General features: G+C 61.8%; 14 protein-coding genes and 1 pseudogene. 7 read left to right on the top strand and 8 right to left on the bottom strand.

Annotation, left to right across the window (positions count from 1 at the left end):
- Positions 1 to 86 precede the first annotated feature (86 nt).
- The 4 genes and pseudogenes from JNK74_04410 to JNK74_04395 all read left to right on the top strand — a co-directional run bounded on the left by JNK74_04410 (position 87) and on the right by JNK74_04395 (position 3,800).
- The gene (locus tag JNK74_04410) at positions 87 to 1,589 is read left to right on the top strand and encodes a peptide ABC transporter substrate-binding protein (GenBank protein ID MBL7645417.1); all 1,503 of its coding nucleotides are present in this window, start codon (positions 87 to 89) and stop codon (positions 1,587 to 1,589) included.
- A 192-nt stretch (positions 1,590 to 1,781) separates the two neighbouring features.
- Positions 1,782 to 3,080 carry a hydroxylamine reductase gene (gene hcp, locus JNK74_04405; protein ID MBL7645416.1) on the top strand — a complete coding sequence of 433 codons (1,299 nt, stop codon included), beginning with the start codon at positions 1,782 to 1,784 and terminating at the stop codon, positions 3,078 to 3,080.
- 127 nt (positions 3,081 to 3,207) lie between these two features.
- A pseudogene (locus tag JNK74_04400) lies at positions 3,208 to 3,486 on the top strand (type II toxin-antitoxin system RelE/ParE family toxin).
- A 14-nt stretch (positions 3,487 to 3,500) separates the two neighbouring features.
- Positions 3,501 to 3,800 carry a HigA family addiction module antidote protein gene (locus tag JNK74_04395; GenBank protein MBL7645415.1) on the top strand — a complete coding sequence of 100 codons (300 nt, stop codon included), beginning with the start codon at positions 3,501 to 3,503 and terminating at the stop codon, positions 3,798 to 3,800.
- Between the two features lie 210 nt (positions 3,801 to 4,010).
- Here JNK74_04395 and argS read toward each other — a convergent pair whose 3' ends face one another.
- The 3 genes from argS to JNK74_04380 form a co-directional block, all read right to left on the bottom strand.
- Positions 4,011 to 5,708 (bottom strand): arginine--tRNA ligase, encoded by a 1,698-nt coding sequence (argS, locus tag JNK74_04390; GenBank protein MBL7645414.1) that lies wholly within the window; start codon positions 5,706 to 5,708, stop codon positions 4,011 to 4,013.
- A gap of 432 nt (positions 5,709 to 6,140) precedes the next feature.
- Positions 6,141 to 6,866: a 2-phosphosulfolactate phosphatase gene (locus JNK74_04385; protein MBL7645413.1), complete on the bottom strand. Its 726-nt coding sequence runs from the start codon at positions 6,864 to 6,866 to the stop codon at positions 6,141 to 6,143.
- A 4-nt stretch (positions 6,867 to 6,870) separates the two neighbouring features.
- A complete protein-coding gene (locus tag JNK74_04380) occupies positions 6,871 to 7,890 on the bottom strand; it encodes an NAD(P)-binding domain-containing protein (GenBank protein MBL7645412.1) in 1,020 nt (339 codons plus the stop codon).
- A 253-nt stretch (positions 7,891 to 8,143) separates the two neighbouring features.
- Between JNK74_04380 and JNK74_04375 the strand changes: the two genes are divergently transcribed.
- The 3 genes from JNK74_04375 to JNK74_04365 all read left to right on the top strand — a co-directional run bounded on the left by JNK74_04375 (position 8,144) and on the right by JNK74_04365 (position 13,482).
- A complete protein-coding gene (locus JNK74_04375; GenBank protein MBL7645411.1) occupies positions 8,144 to 10,183 on the top strand; it encodes a SurA N-terminal domain-containing protein in 2,040 nt (679 codons plus the stop codon).
- A gap of 338 nt (positions 10,184 to 10,521) precedes the next feature.
- On the top strand, positions 10,522 to 11,052 hold the full coding sequence (locus tag JNK74_04370; protein ID MBL7645410.1) for an RNA methyltransferase: 531 nt from the start codon (positions 10,522 to 10,524) through the stop codon (positions 11,050 to 11,052).
- Between the two features lie 210 nt (positions 11,053 to 11,262).
- On the top strand, positions 11,263 to 13,482 hold the full coding sequence (locus JNK74_04365; GenBank protein ID MBL7645409.1) for a hypothetical protein: 2,220 nt from the start codon (positions 11,263 to 11,265) through the stop codon (positions 13,480 to 13,482).
- Between the two features lie 6 nt (positions 13,483 to 13,488).
- On the opposite strand, the gene JNK74_04360 is transcribed toward JNK74_04365, so the two are convergent.
- The 5 genes from JNK74_04360 to JNK74_04340 form a co-directional block, all read right to left on the bottom strand.
- Positions 13,489 to 14,487 carry a DUF1963 domain-containing protein gene (locus tag JNK74_04360; protein ID MBL7645408.1) on the bottom strand — a complete coding sequence of 333 codons (999 nt, stop codon included), beginning with the start codon at positions 14,485 to 14,487 and terminating at the stop codon, positions 13,489 to 13,491.
- Positions 14,488 to 14,523: 36 nt separating this feature from the next.
- Positions 14,524 to 15,954: a hypothetical protein gene (locus JNK74_04355; GenBank protein MBL7645407.1), complete on the bottom strand. Its 1,431-nt coding sequence runs from the start codon at positions 15,952 to 15,954 to the stop codon at positions 14,524 to 14,526.
- 477 nt (positions 15,955 to 16,431) lie between these two features.
- Entirely contained in the window at positions 16,432 to 17,145 is a 714-nt protein-coding gene (locus JNK74_04350) for a hypothetical protein (GenBank protein MBL7645406.1), read from the bottom strand.
- 17 nt (positions 17,146 to 17,162) lie between these two features.
- Positions 17,163 to 17,456: a hypothetical protein gene (locus JNK74_04345; protein ID MBL7645405.1), complete on the bottom strand. Its 294-nt coding sequence runs from the start codon at positions 17,454 to 17,456 to the stop codon at positions 17,163 to 17,165.
- A gap of 131 nt (positions 17,457 to 17,587) precedes the next feature.
- Positions 17,588 to 18,391 carry a carbonic anhydrase gene (locus tag JNK74_04340; protein MBL7645404.1) on the bottom strand — a complete coding sequence of 268 codons (804 nt, stop codon included), beginning with the start codon at positions 18,389 to 18,391 and terminating at the stop codon, positions 17,588 to 17,590.
- Position 18,392 lies beyond the last annotated feature (1 nt).

Below are 18,392 nucleotides of genomic sequence, written 5' to 3'. Positions count from 1 at the left end.
TTCTTGCGGGTTGCGGCGGCTCTCCGAAAGAAGATGCACAGGGCGGGGAGTCCGGCTCGGCGGCGGATTCGGGGAAGGTACTCCGAATTAACATCAACGCCGAGGTGAAGGATCTCGACCCCCATCTGGTGACGGGCGTGCCGGAACATCGTGTGCTGGCTTCGTTGTTTGATGGGCTCACCGGCGTCGACCCGGCAACCTTCGAGCCCCTGCCCGCTGCGGCAGAGTCGTGGACCATTTCGGAAGACAAGCTGGTCTACACCTTCAAATTGCGGGCCGATGGCAAGTGGTCCAATGGCGATCCGGTGACGGCGAAGGATTTTATCTACAGTTACAAGCGCATGCTGAGCCCGGCGCTCGCGGCGGACTACGCCTACCTGCTTTTTTGCCTGAAAAATGCGAAAGCCTTTAATCAGGGCACGATTGCGAGTTTTGACGAAGTGGGCGCCAAGGCGATCGACGATCATACGCTGGAGCTGACGCTGGAGTTTCCCACACCGTATCTGCTGGCGATGCAGATTCACCAGGCCTGGTTTCCGGTGCATCAAGCCACGATCGAGGCGCACGGCGCGATGGACCAGCGCGGCACACCCTGGACACGGGGCGGGAATCACGTGGGCAATGGCCCCTTCCGCCTTACGGAATGGAGCCCGAATGAAATCATCCGGGTGGCGCGCAATGAGCACTACTGGGAGCGCGACAAGGTTCGGCTTGACGGTATCGAGTTTTATCCCATCGACGATATCAGCACGGAGGAGCGCAGTTTTCGCTCCGGCAAGATTCAGTTGACCGGCGACGTGCCGGAGCACAAGATTGCGGAGTATCAGGAAAAGGACCCGGGACTTATTCATATCGACCCGTATCTCGGTGTTTATTTCTATCGCCTCAACACCACACGCCCCCCCTTCAACGACAAGCGTGTTCGCCAGGCGCTGTCGCTGGCGACGGATCGAGAGGAACTGGCCCGCAACGTGACCAAGGGCGGTCAGACGGCCGCAACGAGCTATGTGCCCCCGGGCATTCCCGGCTATGAGGGAACGCCCCGCCTGGAGTTCAATCCGGAAAAAGCGAAGGCGCTGCTGGCCGAGGCCGGTTATCCCGACGGCAAGGGGCTTCCGCCTGTGGAGATTCTGTACAACACCTCCGAGCAACACAAGAAAATTGCCGAAGTCATGCAGCAGATGTGGCGGAAACACCTCGGCCTGGAAGTGCGACTCTTGAATCAGGACTGGAAGGTCTACCTCGACAGCACCAACAGCCTGGACTACGATCTTGCCCGCGCCGCCTGGATCGGCGACGTCATGGACCCCATGAACTTCCTGGAAATGTGGCTTACCGACGGCGGCAACAACCGCACGGGCTACGCCAACCCGGCTTACGACGCGCTCATCCAGCAGGCCTACGCGGAGCCGGACACCGCCAAACGCTTCGCCATGTTAAAGCAGGCGGAAGACATCATTCTGGACGATCTGCCCATCGTCCCGATTTACTTCTACACCCGGAAGTATCTCCAGGCGCCGGAAGTAAAAGGTTATGTGCCCAATCTGCTGGGCTACCATCGCTTTCAGGACTTTTATATCGAGAAGTGACCGCGCCGATTTGAATGTGGCATAACCCCGATCCCCGGATCGGGGTTTTTCTTTGCCTGCCACCTGCCCGATGCCGCATGCGCCTGTTAAGCATACCGGTTGCAAAAAATCCGGAAGAGGAGTAACATTTATTGCAAATATATCTTTAACAGCCCCTCGGGCGTCAAGAAAAGGACCGGATTTATGGCCACCATGCATTGCGACCAATGTGAACAAACCTTTCGCGGGACAGGCTGCGTCGATCGCGGTATCTGCGGAAAGGACGCGGACGTCGAGTCCGTACAGAAGATTTTGCTCTATGGACTGAAAGGCATGGCGGCATACAAGCACCACGCGCGGCGCCTGGGCAAGACCGACCCCGAAGTGGAGGCTTTCATCGAAGAGGCGCTTTTTGCCACGATGACCAACGTGAACTTCGACCTGATGACGCTGGTGGAGATGGCGCTGGAATGCGGGCGGATGAATCTGAAGACCATGCAGCTTCTGAACGATGGTCACGTGGAGAATTTCGGCATTCCAGAACCCACCGAAGTGACCGAAGGTATCCAGGAAGGCCCCGGCATTCTGATCACCGGTCACGACCTGATGGACCTGAAAGATCTGCTGGAGCAGGCCAACAACGCGGGCGTGAATGTGTACACCCACGGCGAAATGCTTCCCGGCCACAGCTACCCGGGCCTGAAGAAATATCCCCACCTCAAGGGCCACTTCGGCTCGGCGTGGCAAAAGCAGCGCGTGGAATTTGAGCGCTTCGGCGGACCCATCCTGGGCACCACCAACTGCGTGCTGATTCCCTGGGACTCCAATACCTACCTCGACCGCTTCTACACCACCCGCACCACGGCCGTTCCCGGCGCCATGCGCATCACCGACAACGACTACACGCCCATCATCAAGCGCGCGCTGGAAATCGGTCCGCTGAAGCCCACCGAACTGAAGAAGACCACGATCGGCTTCCACTACACCCAGATTCTCAACCACGCCGACACGCTGGTGCAGGCCTTCAAGGGCGGCGACATCCGCCACGTCTTCCTCATCGGCGGCTGCGACGGCGCCGAGCCGGGGCGCAACTACTACGCCGATTTCGCACACGCCACGCCCATGGACTCTCTGGTGCTTACCCTCGGCTGCGGCAAGTTCCGCATCCGCGACTATGACTACGGTACCGTGGCGGGCCTGCCGCGCTTCCTCGACATGGGCCAGTGCAACGACGCCTACGGCGCGATCCAGGTGGCGCTGGCGCTGGCGAAAGCCTTCGAATGCGGCGTGAACGACCTGCCCCTCACGCTGATGATTAGCTGGTTCGAACAGAAGGCCGTGGCCGTGCTGCTGACCCTGCTGTATCTGGATGTGCACAACATCCACCTCGGCCCGAACCTGCCCGCCTTCGTCACGCCCAACGTGCTGGCGCTGCTCCAGAAGAACTACAACCTCAAGCCCGTGGGCACGGATGCGAAAGCCGACGTGGAAGCACTGCTGGCTTCGCTGTAATAAAAACCAACTGCGCCTTGACCGGCGCGGTGGGTCGAAAAGGTCTCACGAGACCTTTGCGGTCCGCCGCGCCGGATTTTTCTTGAGTCGATCTGACAAGTGACAATTGTCTAAGGTAGACTAGGGTATGGTCGGTAGCTTCAAACACAAGGGGCTGAAGCGCCTCTAAGAACACGGTGATGTCAGTAAGGTCAACCCATACTTGCTGGCCAGGGTTGAATTGATTCTTGCCGACTTGGATGCCGCTGAGTCAATCGAGCACATGCGCCAACCGGGTTACAGGTTACACGAACTTCGCGGGAGTCTTCGGGAACACTACGCCGTTGCCGTCTCAGAAAACTGGCGCATCATATTTCGTTTCGAGGGCGGCCTTGCCTTGGAAATCGATCTGGTGGATTATCACTAAGGGAGTCGCAGAACATGCCAATGAAGAACCCACCCCATCCGGGACGGCACGTGCGAGTCAATTGTCTCGAACCCTTGGGGATTACCGTGTCCGATGGCGCCAAAGCCCTGGGGGTGGCACGACAAACATTGAACAACCTGCTCAACGAAAAGTCAGGGATATCACCCGAGATGTCCGTTCGCCTGGAAAAAATGGGCTGGGGTACCGCCGATGGATGGTTGCGCCTGCAGATGAACTACGACCTGAGCCTCGTGCGAAAGCGGGCAGATGCCATTGTAGTTCATCCCATTGCCGAGGCATCGGGACGTTCCTGAATGGGGATGGCGTCCCCCACTGAGCCTTGTACGAGGCCACCTTCCCGCATCCAGTGGAACTACGAAGGGACCTTTTGGTGCTGCATCGAATCGTCGCTCCACATCCGCTGGGACAGGCCCGCGCATCGAACAAATGCCGCTAAAGACAATCGGCCTTTGCTGTATTGCGTTCTTTGCGTTATCAGGCGACGCTTAAGCGCGGGTCCGTCCCTACATGCGTTCTGGCGCGGCGATGCCCAAAATGCCCAGGGCGTTCTTTAGGGTCTGGAGCGTTGCCTTGCAGATCTGGAGCCGCGCGGTGACGAGGGCCTCGTTTTCCGCCTTGAGCACGGGGCAGTCGTTGTAGAAGCTCGAAAACAAGCGCGCGAGCTCGAGGGTGTAGTTTGCGATGGGCGCGCAGGTGCGCTGGTTTAGTCCGCTGGCGACGACGCTGGAAAAGTCGGCGATCTTGGTGAGGAGCGCCCACTCGGCGTCGGCGGTGACGGGGAATACGTCGGCGGGGGTGCTGGACACTTCGGCATCGTGTTTGCGCATGATGGAGTTGATGCGCGCGCAGGAATACTGCACGTAGGGGCCCGTGTCGCCGACGAACTTCATGTTCTCTTCCATGTCGAAGATCACGTTCTTGTTCGGCGTAACCCGAAGCACGCTGAAGCGAATGGCGGCGACGGCGACCTGCTCGGCGATGGCACGCTGCTCTTCGGGGGAGAGATCCTTGCACTGCTCCACGACGCGCTCGTGGGCCAGGCCCGCCGCTTCGTCGAGGAAGTCGGACAGCAGCACGACCTTGCCCTGCCGGGTGGACATTTTGCCGCTCTTGAGCAGGATGTAGGAGTAGTAAATCGGCTCCGGCGCGGGGTGGCCCGCCGCTTCGAGGATGAGCGCAAGCTGCTGGGCGTAGAGTTTGTGATCTTCGCCGAGGACCATCATGTTGATGTCCGCGCCGAGGGCTTCCTTGTCCAGGGTATAGGCTAGATCGCGGAAGCCGTACATGGAGCTGCCGTTGCCCCGAAGGAGTACAAAATAGCGGCCCTCTTCCTGGGTATAGCCGAGCTTGGAGAGGTCCACCACGAGCCGCTGATCTTCGTCGATGAAGACCGCGTCCTTTTCCTTGAGCTTTTCCACGATTTCGTCGAGGCGGGAGTCTTTCACATACTTGGATTCGTGGTCAAAGACATCATAGGTGCCGCCAAGGCGGTGGAGTACTTCCAACTGGCCCTTCAGGCACAGGTCGGTTACCGCAGTGAATTTCTTTTGCGTTTCCGGGTCGCCCTGCTCCATTTTCGCAAGCAGTTCATAACCGGCCTGGGCAAATGCCTCGTCTTCCTTCGCCCGCTCGTTGGCGGCCACATAGGCGTCCAGGATCTGGTCGAAGGTCAGGTTCTTCAGTTCCTCCGCAATCAGCACAAGCAGGCCGATCTGGCGGCCCATGTCGTTCACGTAGTAGTGCACTTCCACATCGTGGCCCTCGAAGCGGAAAAGCCGCGCCAGGCTGTCGCCGATCATGGCGTTCCGTGCCCGGCCCACGTGGGGACTTGCGTTCGGGTTAATGCTGGTGTGCTCCAGCACCACTTTCTTGCCCTGGCCGATGCCATTGGCGCCGAAGGCGTCCCCCGCTTCGAGCACATCACCCACGATCTTCCGGGCGAAGGCCCCGCGATCGAGCTTGAGGTTCAGGTAGGGGCCCGCCGGCTTTGCTTCCAGCACTTCCGGCCCAAAAACAGCCTTTGCCACGATTTCCGCGGCCAATTTCGGCGGCGGAGTCTGCAGTTTCTTCGCCGGAATGAAGAGGGGAATGGCCACATCCCCGAGTTCGAGCTTCGGGGGCACGCCGAAAGAGAAATCATCGGCGGACAACTCGGGAAAGGCGGCCAGGATCGGCGGAATAAGACTGGAAAAGGGATTCACGGGAGGCACCTCGGGGAAAATAGGGGGACTAGCTTACAATAGCCCGTTAGTATAGCGAAAAGGGTATGCGCAGGGCGAGATTCAGACGAGCTTCGAAGCCTTTCCGTCTAGAAGTGGTAGGGAAGTCCCCATCAAACCTCATTTGAGATCATCAATCTCAAGAATTCGTTCCATTCGCGCGGAAGTGGAATCATAGCCATACATTATCCGCCTCATAAATTCGACCGCCGCGAGCCGTTCCTCTGGAGGTCGCCCCAACCAGTACGACAAGTCACTACCTTCGTCGCCGATATCGCAGACAGAAAAGGAAGCGCGATCTATTTCGTCCCATTCCATATTCCTTGCCTTTCACTCGACTCACGCTGCCAAGTATGTCGCCTGATTATATGGACATTCAAACAGGTGAAATTCCTCTTTAATTCGAAACTCCGGTCAGATTTCCATCGCTTCCAGCACCACACCCAGGTCGGTCCGGGCCACGCCCTGGGGCACGGCATGGGTCACGTCGACCTGGGCACACCAGTTGATGTCCGACTCCATACCGATTTTCCGCAGTTTAGCGGCGTGGGGCGATCCTGCGAAGATAGCCTCGATCCCGTCGCTGTCAATACGGTCGCGCCAGGCTTCGAAGGTCGCGCGGCCTTCGCCGATGTTTACACCGGCCTTCATGGCGATGGCGGTGGAGGCGCACCAGTCTTCCTGGGCGTCGAATTCGGGATCGCCGGCGAATCCGGCGGGGATGATGACCACGTCATGCTCCAGGCCGGCCGCCGCGCGGGCGACGGCGGAAGCGTTGATGGTCGTGCCCATGAGCACCGCGTGGGCGCCCCAGGCGGAGACGAGGCGCCCCGCGCCGGTGGTGGTGGTGAAGATGACGCTTCGGCCCCGGGCGTGGCTCGCATCCTGGGGGCTGTTCCCATAGTCGAAGCCCTGGGGGGGCAGGCCGCCGCGTTCGCCAAACAGCAGCGCGCCGGAATGAATGTCCTTTGCACGAAGGGCTTCCTCCACCTCGCGCACGGCCAGAATGGATTTGGCGCCGTGATGGCAGAGCATGGCGGCGGTGGCGCTGGCCCGGAGGGCGTCCACGATAATGGCGGTGCACTTGTGTGCGACCGCAAATTCACACCCCGCTTCCCCCTCGATGATATGCCAGCGCATGGGTCTACTCCCGGGTGCCTGCCGGAACCGCCATGGCGTTCCGGGCCTGTATCCTGCGAACGATGGCGGGGCCATGCTCGCGGCTGTTTTCCACAAATACGACATTCGATTCGCAGCCGGCGCACAAGGTACCGGCCACGAAGATACCCGGCACGGTCGTCTCGTGGGCCTCGTCCAGCACGGGCTTTCCGGTGGCCCGGTCCACGATGGCCCCGGTGCTCTCAAGCAGCGCCGTGTCGGGCTCATAGCCCGTCATGGCGAGCACGAAATCATTGGCAACGCGCACAATCTCGCCGGTATCCGTGCGGAGCGTGACGTCATCCATGCCAATCTCGAGGACTTCGCAATTGCGCCAGGCCTGAATGGAGCCTTCCTTGATGCGGTTCTCGATATCCGGCTCCACCCAATATTTCGTGTGGAAGCGGTCTCCCCGCATGGCCACGGTGACATCCGCGCCGTCGCGGTAGAGTTCGAGGGCGACTTCGGCGGCGGAGGAGCCGGCGCCGATGATCAAGACTCTGTGGTCGGCGTAGTAGTGGGATTCCTTATAGCGGTGGCTCACCTTCGGTAAATCGCCGCCGGGAATGCCCAAGGGACGGGGACTGTCGTAGAACCCCGTCGCGAGCACCACGTTGCGGGCGATCCAGTGCTGTTCCCGGCCAAAAAGGTCCCGGGCGGTGACGTGGAAGACGCCGTCCGATTCTTCGATCCGGGTCACTTCGTGATAAGTGACCACATCAAGTCCGAAATACCTTACAAAGGCGCGGCAATAGCGGAGGTACTCCCGGCGTGTCGGGTTTTTCTCGTCGATCAGCAGGGGAAAACCGCAGAGTTCCAGCTTGTCGAAGGTGGAGAACCAGCGCATGTAGGTCGGGTGTTTGAGCAGGGCGCCACAGACCGGGCCCTTGTCGATGGCGATTGCACGCAGGCCCGCGCGCTGGGCTTCACGCAGGGCCACCAGGGCGGCGGGCCCGGCGCCCACGGCGAGGAGATCAATCGCGTCTTCGCTTCCGGCATGTGTCACAGGGGTACCTCCAGCCGGTCCGCGGCGGGGGCGATGGCCGGGCCGGCGACGAAATCGGCAGAAGCCCGAGTGTAGCACATTGCGGGGGTGCTTGGCATCTAACCCGTGCATTTTACAGGGGTTATTTGCACCCATTGACCGGCATGTGCTAAATTCGTCAGGTTTACCAAGTTGTGAATCCAGCGGCCCAGGGCCGTTTCATGCCGGTCGGGTCCCATCGCGGCCTGTTTACTTACATTGGAGGTTTTTTTCGGTGCATATCTTTCGAGATCACAAGCGGGCCATGCTCATATTCATGTTTGTCGCTATCGGCCTGCCCATGTTGTTCTTCGGCGTACCCACGTCCAATCCGGGCATGGATCAGGGCATGGACGTGGAGCTGGCCAAGGTGGCCGGCATTCCAATCATGGCGTCCGAGTTCCGGCGCAATCTGGAGATGGCGGCCCGGCGCAACGCCAGGGGCGGCGAGCAGCCCACCTACCTCCAGCTTGAAGAGCAGGGTATCGCGGGCGAAGTGATGCAGGAAATGCTGGCCTCCGCGCTGATCAAGCGCGAGGAGCAGAAGCGCAAGTTCAAAGTGGACCAGCCCCTCCTCGAAGAGCGTCTGCGCGACGATCCCAGCTTCAAGGATGACGCGGGCACCTTTATCCCCGCACGCTACAATGCCTGGGTAACCAACAACGAGGGCATTAAGTGGGACGAAGTCTTCGCCGGTGTTCAGGAGCAGGTGTCCCGCCAGGTCTATATGGAGACCGTGCTTGCGGCGGCCAACCGCGTTCTCGACAAGGACATCGAGCAGGAACTGAAAGACAACGCCACCAAAATCCAGATGGAGTATGCGAAGATCGAAAAGCCCGTGGTGCCCACGGAAGAAGAGATCGCGGCGTACTACGAGGCGAATAAGGCGCGCTATCAGAAGCCCGCGACCCATACGGCTGAGTTTGTGGCCCTGTCCCTGCTGGCCGAGCCGAATGACAAGGTGAAGGAAGTACTGACGAAGGCCCAGGCCGGCGAGGATTTTGCGGCCCTGGCGGACCAGTATTCCGAATTGGAGACAAAAAACGGGGGCGAGCTGGGCTGGATCTCCGAGCGCCCGACCGAACTGGACTATCGCAAGCCGCTCTTCGCATTGGCCAAGGGCGGTGTGAGTGAGCCGGTGCGCGGCCCCGGTGGCTTCTATATTTACAAGGTGGAAGACGAGCGCATGACGGGTGGCGAAGCGGCCCCGGCGGAAACGCCTGCCCCCGCCGATCCCGCGGCCGCCCCAGCGGAAGCGGCCCCCGCCGCGACGCCTCAGGTGCGCGAAATTTTTGCCCGCCACATCTACATCAAAGTTGAACTTCCCGCGGACGCCAAGTCCGCGCTGGAGCTGAAGGCCCAGGAGCTCTCGGCGAAGGCGAAAGAGTTGGGCAACCTTTCCAAGGCCGCCGAGGCGCTGGGTTACAAGACCAGCCTCGCCGAAGGTTTCTCGGTGGAGTCCCCGGATATCAATGGTATTCCCCGGGTCGATGCGTTCCAGTTCCGCCGCGTGGTGGATGAAGAGGGCATGAAGAAGTTCAACAAGCAGCCCTTCGAATTCCCCGTTATCACCGCGAGCGAAAACCTTTATGTGGCCGAAGCCGTGCTGACCACCGAAGGCGCGATTCCGGCGCTGGAAGAAGTCCGCACCCAGGTGACGGACGACGTGATTGCCGAGCGCAAGCAGGGCGAGGCCTACAAGGCGGAGATTACGGCCCTGGCCAACGAGATCAAGGCCCAGGCGAAGACGCTGGACGAGGTCAAGGAGAAGTTCCCCGACCTGAACCTCGAAATCAAGGAGACCGCCCCCTTCTCCAAGAGCGAGTTCCTGTTCCAGCAGCAGATCTACCTCCAGACCCAGGACATCTACGCCGCGCTGGAAGGCAAGGCGGAGAACGAACTGGCCGGTCCCCTCACGGACTTCCTCGGTGCTTCCTACCTCATCGCCCTCACCAAGCGCGAAGAACCCACGGAAGAGGCGAAGGCCAAGTGGGACGAAGAAGGCAAGGCCTTGCGCGACCAGCGTCGCCAGATGGCCGGCATGCAGCTTCTGCAGGACTACCTGAAGGACCTGCGTGAACGCGAACTGGAGCGCGTGGACTGGAGCATCGATCAGAAGGTCTACGACGCGATCATCGGCCGCGACGACACCACGGCCACCGAGACGCCGGCGAACCCCGCTGCGGAATCCGGTGTGACCCCGGCCACGGGCGCGGAAGCACCCGCTGAGCCCGCTCCCGCCCCGGCGGCGGAGACGGCCCCGGCCAATCCGTAATACGCGATGTAAATTCTATGCCGGCCTTCTCCTTCGCGGGAAGGCCGGTTTTTGTTTGGTGGTGGCGGACGCCCGTCGCGAGTTTGCGGGGACAATCTCCTTTGACACTTCGCGTCTTCAGTAGACATTGAAGCTTGGTGGATTTTACCCCCCCTACCCCCCCGCAAGCGGGGGGGACCTTGATTGTCGAAGTGAACTTCCTGGTTCCCCCCCGCTTGCGGGGGGGCAGGGGGGTAAGTCCCCAAGTAAATGATGGCCGCCTTGCCATTCGAGATACCCCGCTCCGGCACTTTCAGAGAAACACAAACCCTGGCTCACCCCTGAGGATATTCCCCATCATGGCCGAACTGGAACCCCACTACGCCGATATCGACATTGCCAACCTCGCGCCCATACCGCGCAACCCGGTGCATGTGGTGCTGGACAACCTGCGGAGCGCCTTTAATGTAGGCTCCATCTTCCGCACCTGCGACGCGGGCGCCGTGGCGCATATTCACCTGTGCGGCATGTCGGCCCACCCGCCCCATAAGAAACTGGAAAAGACGGCCCTCGGCGCCTTTGCCTATGTGCCCTGGACCTACTACGAGCGCACCAAGGATTGCCTGGCGGCGTTGCGGGAACAGGGTATTCCCATTGTCGCCATCGAAGTGGCCGAAGGCGCGGAAGACATGCACGAGTTTCAGTGGCCCAGCCCCGTCGCCATCGTCTTCGGCAACGAGGTCAACGGCATCCACGAGCGCAACATCGCCCGCTGCGACCACGTGGTGAAAATCCCCATGCACGGCTACAAGAACAGCATCAACGTGGCCAATGCCTTCGGAATCGTGCTCTATGATATCTTGGGGAAGCGGAAAGTAGTTGATAGTTGATAGTTGACCGTGCGCGGCCGCGAAACTACGCGGGCCCTTGCGACTCATACGACACATACGACACATACGACACATACGACTCATACGACCCGTACGACCCGTACGACTCACACGACCCATACGACCCATAAGACCCATAAGACCCATAAGACCCATAAGACCCATAAGACCCATCCCGCGGCGGCATCGCCGCCAGAATTCCAGGGCACCTTGGATCACGCGCTCTTCAAAAAACCCGAGGATCTTGATGGTGAGCCTCCGATGGCCATCGGCGGGAAGGCCGCTGGTCTGCTGCGGCTCCACTCGGCTGGGGCCCCGGTGCCGCCGTGGGTGGTGCTGCCGGCGGACGCGGTGATCCAACTCCATTCAAATGCCACTGAAACCCGCCTGGCGCTCGACGCCCTCTTCGCGGAGTTAAGCCCCAATGGCGAAGGCCTGGCGGTGCGCTCCTCCGGGCTGGGGGAAGATCAGTCCGCCGCTTCCGCCGCCGGGATCTATGAAACCTTGTTCTGCGCATGCGCGGCGGAACTCCCCGAGGCGATCGATGCTGTGCTCAAGAGCGCACGCACTGCGCGGGCCTCGACCTACCGCAGCGACAAAAGCCCGAGCGCCATGGCGGTCATTCTCCAGCGCCGCATTACGCCCATCCTCTCGGGTGTCGCATTCTCCGCCCATCCCGGCCGCGCGCGTTATGATCGGGTGCTTATCGAGGCGGTCCACGGGGATTGCGGCGCGCTGGTGGATGGCACCGCGACACCCAGCCGCTTCGAAGTGGATATGGAGCGCGGTGCGATCGCGCAGGTCGAAACGGGTGCGCACGGACCGGATCAACTGGATGAAAAACTCGTCGCGGCGTTACTCGGCTGGCTGATCAAGCTGGAAGAGAATTTCGACGCCGCGCTGGACATCGAATGGGCCGCGGACACTGCGGGGCTCTGGCTCCTTCAGGCCCGACCCATCACGCGCCTCGCGCTGGCACCTTCGCTGCGCCCGCCCGTGCCCGCCACATCATGGTTTCTCGATCAGCGATTCCATGAGCCCATCCACCCCGTCACAAGGACCACGCTGCTGCCCCTCATCGTGCGCACCGGTATTGAAGAGGCGCTTCAGTTGCGGGGCATCGCCGTGCCGACGCCCCTGACCTTCGATTTTGGCGGGCAGGTCTACGTGTCCCTGGAGGCGTACCATCGGCTCCTGCGCAATCTGCCCGCGTGGCTGCTCACGCCCGACCTGCGCCAGCTCTATCCCGAAGGCAGAGCGCCGGGTCGCCTGCCGGGTCCCGGTTTGTTGTGGACCGGAGTCCCCGTGCTCTGGCGCGAGCGCAGGCGCGTGCTGGGCAACCTCCGCGCCTGGGATCGGTTTCGCGATGACCTGGGCGCACGTCTGGCCGCGATCCCCGAGCCCTTCGCCGACGACGTGGCGGGGTGGTATGCGGCCTGGGAAGAACTGGATGCATTGACCGAAGAATTTCTGTGCCTCCACCGCTGGAGCATAGTGCTGGCGGACTATGCCTTCAACGCCTTCCTGATGCTGACGCGTCCGCTGCCCCGCGCGCTGCGGGAGCGCCTGCGCCAGCGGCTGCACGGGCAGGTGCGGTTGGTGACGGCCGAGGCCAATGCCGCCCGCGAGGCCGTCTCCGTCGGCGATCAGGCCGCCGTGGCGGCGTTCTTGCGCGCCTTCGGCCATCGATCCGCATCGCTGGACTATGCCGCGCCGACCTGGGCCGAGATTGCGCCCTTCGCGGGCGTGGCGCCACAGCCGGAGTTGGCGGCATCGCTCCCGACCATATCGTCCCAGACCCGGAACGTCCTCGCACGCCTGCTGGAAATGCGCGAGGAGCAGCGATTCCACTGGGAGCGTATTCTCGCGCGCCAGCGTGCGCTGTTGCTGAGCGCGGGCCGCGCCCTGGAGGCGAAAGGCCTGCTTGAAGCGAGCACGCTGATCTGGTGGCTCACGTGGGACGAACTACGACAGGCCATGACCGCGGGGCGTGCACCCGACCCGGTCCGCATCGCTCAGCGCAGGCGTGAGCACCGCATCAACGTGCCCGTGCGGCGACCGACTCACCTTGGACGGTGGAAACAGGATGGCGACGACTCGACCGCCACGGTGCTTCGAGGTGTGGGCGCTTCACCCGGCGTGGCCCGGGGTCGGGCCCAGGTCTTCCAACAGTTGAATGCCCTGCCGGAGCATTTGCCCGAAGGGTGTGTGCTCGTGCTGCCCTGCCTGGATCCCGCCTGGACCCCGGTGCTGCGTCACGTGGCGGGTCTCGTGATCGAGCGGGGCGGGCTGCTGTCCCACGCGGCAATTATCGCACGGGAATATGGGATACCGCTGGTGATTGGTGTGCCAGAGGCGACGGAGCGGATTACGACGGGGGCTATGATCGAAGTGGATGGGGATTCGGGTGTAGCGCGGATTGAAGGATAGCCCGCCTCACGCGCACTGCAATACCATCCACACCTGATCGAAGCGCTTCGCCGCGAGATCCTGATCTTTGATCCAGAAATAGAGTGTGCCCATATCGCCCCACATCATGCCGGCGCGATCGTCGGAGTCGAGCTGGAAGAGCAGGCGCCAGTCGGCGGCGCCGGGCTCCAGATCTTTTGCGCGGGGATCTTTATAGCCCGTTTCGTCGCCACAGTAAAGGCCGTTGCTGACGAGCTGGCATTCGAGGCGCATGTCGCCCTGAATGGTATAAGGGTAGCCGAGGACCTGGTGGGCCGCGCCCTCGTAACACTGCTGGTATTGATCCATGATGTCTTCAAGCATGGCCGCTTCGCGCGGGCTCTTTCCGTCGAGGTAATCGTCGATCAGGTCATCGGGCAGGGACTCGCCGCTTTCGATGAACATGGAAGCCAGGGGGTAGCAGCCCTGCTCGGGCAGGCCGGCGGGCCATTCGTTGATGGCTGCCGGTTCAAAGGGCTGGGGGAAATAGAGCACCCGCCAGCTTTCGCGATCTTCGGGCCTGAAGCCCCAGGTGCGCTGGTCGGCGTCGTAGAAGAAGGACAGGAGTCCTTCCTTCGGCAGGGGCGTGTCGGGGTTCAGTTCGGCGAGTTCCGCCAGATCAATCTGCCCCAGAAAGGCGAGGGGTACGCCCTCCCAGACGGGCCAGAGGGCGATGTCGGGCAGGTCGGGCGCGCCGCCCAGGCGGCTGCGTGGGCTTACATCTTCTTCCGCGGCGGGAACCAGCCTGAAGCAGGGCCTGGACGCGTTCTCGGCCGCGCTGGCCACGTCATCAAAGCCATTGGCACGGAGCGCCTCCGCCAGTTCCGAGACCGTCGGCGAGTGAATCTCCGCGAAATACTTGCGCTCTTCCGCGTGGTAGGCGAGTACTTCGGAGGGTGTGGTGAGCGCCGTAGTCTTCTGGATCTGCCAGTAAATGAAGCCCAGGGCGCCGCAGGTGATGAGCAGGATAAAGGCCAGGAAAATCATGGGGATTCCTCGTAGTACCGTTCTGATGCCGGGCGATTACACGGCGGTGTCGCGCAGGAGCGAGCCGATGCCCGCCGCCAGGGCGCGCCCGGTTTCCCGGGTGAAAGGGGGAATATCGAGAATCTTCGGCACCACCACCGCGCCGTAGTTTCCGCCGTCGGCCGGATCGTAGGATTTGGGATCCGTCACATAGCCGAGGGCGCCATCAGCGTACCCCACGACGAGGGTGTTTTCAAAGGGCGACTTGTGGCGGATATCGAGGCCGTAGAAACTGTACAGCTCGGAGGCGTGGAAGGCCAGGGCCGTGTTGCCGAGCTGGATGCAACTGATGGGCGCCGCGAGCGTGGGGCTTGTCCAGGCCTTGGCCCGGCTGGCCTCATACCAGTCCTTCGCAAAGCCCGCGTCCACCCAGTTGCCGTTGTTGCACTTCTCCGGCGCGGCTTCATATTCCTTCAGCCACTGATTGTACAGTGCGATGTCGAGGGGCATGTCGAAGGGTCGGGTCATGGCGCGCAGCACGTCCACGTCCACTTTCTCCAGCTTCGTCATCGCGCGATCAATCGCGGTGAAGACCGCATTGGCCGAAGGTTCCGCCTGGCCGATCCATTTCACGCCGTCGCCGGGGTTGACATCACCCGCGTGTCCCTGAAGAAAGGAGGGCGTCATCTTGAAGTTTTCCTTGACCCGATTCGCCACCAGACCGGGCCAGTCCGGCCCCGCCAGGCCGTCGCCGTAGCACACGGGATGGGAGGAGAAGTGATACCACAGAATGCCGGGCTTGCCTTCGGCCCGCTCGAAATAGAGCACCTGCAGCAGCGTGTCCAGCCATCGCTCGTCGTCCGTGGACTCCGCCGCAAAATCCCCGTCCGTCTTGGCGGGTGTCTTGATAGTGCGGTTGAAGTTGCCGCCCTCGGCCGGGCTCCCGCCGGTGAACATCACCGCCGCCGCGCAGTCCGCCTGGGCCTGGGTCACGGCCTCCAGGCATTTCTCCTCCACCAACTTCATGTACTCCTCCGGCACAGTGCCCCACTGGCGCAGGTAGGCAAAGGTGGGCATGGAGTGGGTGTGGGTCGCGCAGAGGCGCACGTTGGCTGCGGGGATACCCGTCTTCGCCTCGACCGCCTTTTGCACCCGTTCCGCCATGGGCGTGGTCACCGCGAGGATGTCGATGGACAAAATGGCGACCTGGGTCAGGTTCTGCTGCAACACCAGCGCGCGCACGGCTGTGGGCTGGCGGATATCGGTGATAAAGCGCGGGTTTCCGCCGATGGGGTAGTGAAAGCCGGCCAACTCGATGCCCTTCGGCGGCGTGGAATCCACCGTCGCCTCGCCCGCGCGCAGGGTCATATCGCCCTGGGCAAAAGAAAGAATCTGCGGCCCCGTCAATGCGCCCAACGCGGCCCCGGCCCCCAGGGAGCGGCGGATGAAAGAGCGGCGGCTGAGGGGGGCATGAGAATGGCGTTTCATGGGCGCGTCCTTGGTTGGGAAAAGGGGTGTTGCTGTCCAGAAGCGGTAACCGTTCACGGGATCGCACAGGGACTGACGCGGACCCGATTGCCGTGGTGGCAAAAACGTCATCAACCTGAAGGTGCTCTCTGCCGAGCACGATTCACTGCAAAGTCCGTGGCTGTCCCGTCGTGGCCCGAGCGCACTCGGTGCAATCAAAACGCCCGTATTCAGGGGCAGTGTCGCGGCCTGGGCACGTGTTGGCGGATCGCGTGCATTTCCCAGACGACGGGACAGCCACGCCCTTCCCGGTGCAATTCCCTTGAAGTAGTCCTCTTGAGAACAGCATCACGAACTTCAACACCCGATGCCTGGGCGCGTCAGTCCCTATGTGATCCCGTGAATGGTTACCAACAAGAGTGTAGCAAGTGGATGCGCGATCAACAAGCATCAACGCCGGGGTTGGCGCCCGGACGAAATCTTCCCAACGCCATGCTATCAGCAGCCAACGGTCGTCCATTCGGCGACCTTGCCCACGAGCTCGCCTTCCTTTGCGGCGCTGGAGAGGTAGAGAATGAGGTGGGTCACGTTGTAGTGCGATGTGGCGTCAAAAAGAAGGTCTATCTTGCCGTCCCGATCAAGATCACCCGCCCACACCAGGCGCGGGTCGGCTTCCTCCTTAAGTTCGGGGATGGTCTCCAACACCTGCCTCTTTCCGTCGCAGTAAATCTTGATTTGGTAATTGTACAAACCGACTTCGCGATACTCCGACTCTCCCCTGGCCTCGCCCAAGGCAGTCAGACCGAGGCAGGGGCCCTCTTTCTTGCCATCCATCGTTATAGTGCCGGCTTGGCCGGGATACAACATGCGCGGCAGCGACTCCGTATTTGCCGCGTCGAGCCGCCCCTCTTTCAGTCCCTTGACCCCATGCACCAGCAGCACCGGCTCCGCTTCCTGCGGGACCTTGACCAGCTTGCCCGTGGCCTGGCCTTCCTCGTCCACAATTGCGTCGTGTTCGATGGTGATGGTCACCGGGGCCTGCTGGAGCGTGAAGCCGTCGCCCTCCGGGAAGATACCCCACCAGTCGGGACCCGACTCGGCGGTGACTTCGTCGCCATGGTGCAGGCCCGTGGTGAGGATCTGGACCGTGTCTTCCGCGATGATGCATTGTGCTGCGGCCAGGATGGCAATGAGGCCGGTGTATCGGGTCATGTTCTTCATATCTCTTGTTATCCCAGGACGAGCCAGAGTGTTCCCACGATCGCCCCCAGTAGCATCGCGAGTCCGGTGAACGAAAAAACCAGCCGCCGCCGCACCAGTGCCGCGATGCTTTGTTCACCCGCTGCGGCTTGAATCTTGGCGGCATAGGCCTGGAGCGTCGCGTCGTCCAACTCGTCCGTCTCATCCGGTTGAATTGGATCGCCAAGCGTGAAAATGGGCGCGTTGCGCCCGAAAAGCCACAGTCCGGCTCCGGCCACGAGCGCGAGCAGCGTTAGCACGATAGCGAGTACTAAATTGGACACAACAGGCACCCTCCCGATTGAAGCGCGGCATAGAATCCGTGCACTTCCGAGGTCAACAAAAAAAACCCACCACGGAAGGCACGGAAAACACGGAAGTGGGAGTCGGGCGCATTCGTCCGCGTACTCCTACCTCATTTCTTTTCGTGTTCCGCCGTTCCGGCCGCCAGGACGTCCATTTCCCGTGCCGGGTCTTCATTGACCTGGGCCAGGATTTCCAGCGGCTTCTTTGCGTCGAGCCATTGGACCTTGCCGGTCGCGAGGTCGTAGATCGCGCCCACCACCTGAACGGTGTTGGCCGCCGCCATTTCCCGCACGGCGGCGCTGTGGAGGAAGACATCATGGATGGCCTGCCAGACGTTTTCCTCCACTTCAAAAGAGACGATCTCGCTCTCCTTCGCGTCGGGGTGGGCCGCTATCGCGCGCTCAACGGCGGGGCCGATATTGTCCACCAGCGGCGGGATATTCTTTTCCAGGGCGTGTCCTTCGCCGTGGGCGGCCTGATTGACCGCCTTCACCGCGCCACAACCCGAGTGTCCGAGCACGATCAGCACGGGGGTGCGCACGTGGGCCAGACCGTATTCGATGGTGCCGACTTCATCCACGTCCGCCACGTTGCCCGCCACGCGCACCACGAAGAGATCCATGATGCCCGCGTCGAAGAGCAACTCCACCGGCACCCGGGAATCGGCGCAGGACAGGACGGTGGCCACGGCGAAGTTCGCCTGGTCCGATGCTGCGGCCAGGGCGATGCGCTCCGGATCGCGATGGGAACCGGTCGCTTTGCCCTCGGCGAAGCGGGCGTTTCCTTCTTCGAGCCCCTTGAGGATTTCGGTGGGTGCGGGCTTTACAGCGGCCACTTCGCCCGAAGCGTGTTCCGCCGCCCAGGCGCCGGGCAACAGACTCAATGCGAGCACACTCGTCAGGATTCGTTTCATC

It is taken from the genome of Candidatus Hydrogenedentota bacterium (assembly GCA_016791475.1).
In the GTDB taxonomy this organism is placed as follows: domain Bacteria; phylum Hydrogenedentota; class Hydrogenedentia; order Hydrogenedentales; family JAEUWI01; genus JAEUWI01.
The sequence above is the reverse complement of the archived record's forward strand: the minus strand, read 5'-3'. Positions and strand labels throughout refer to the sequence as shown.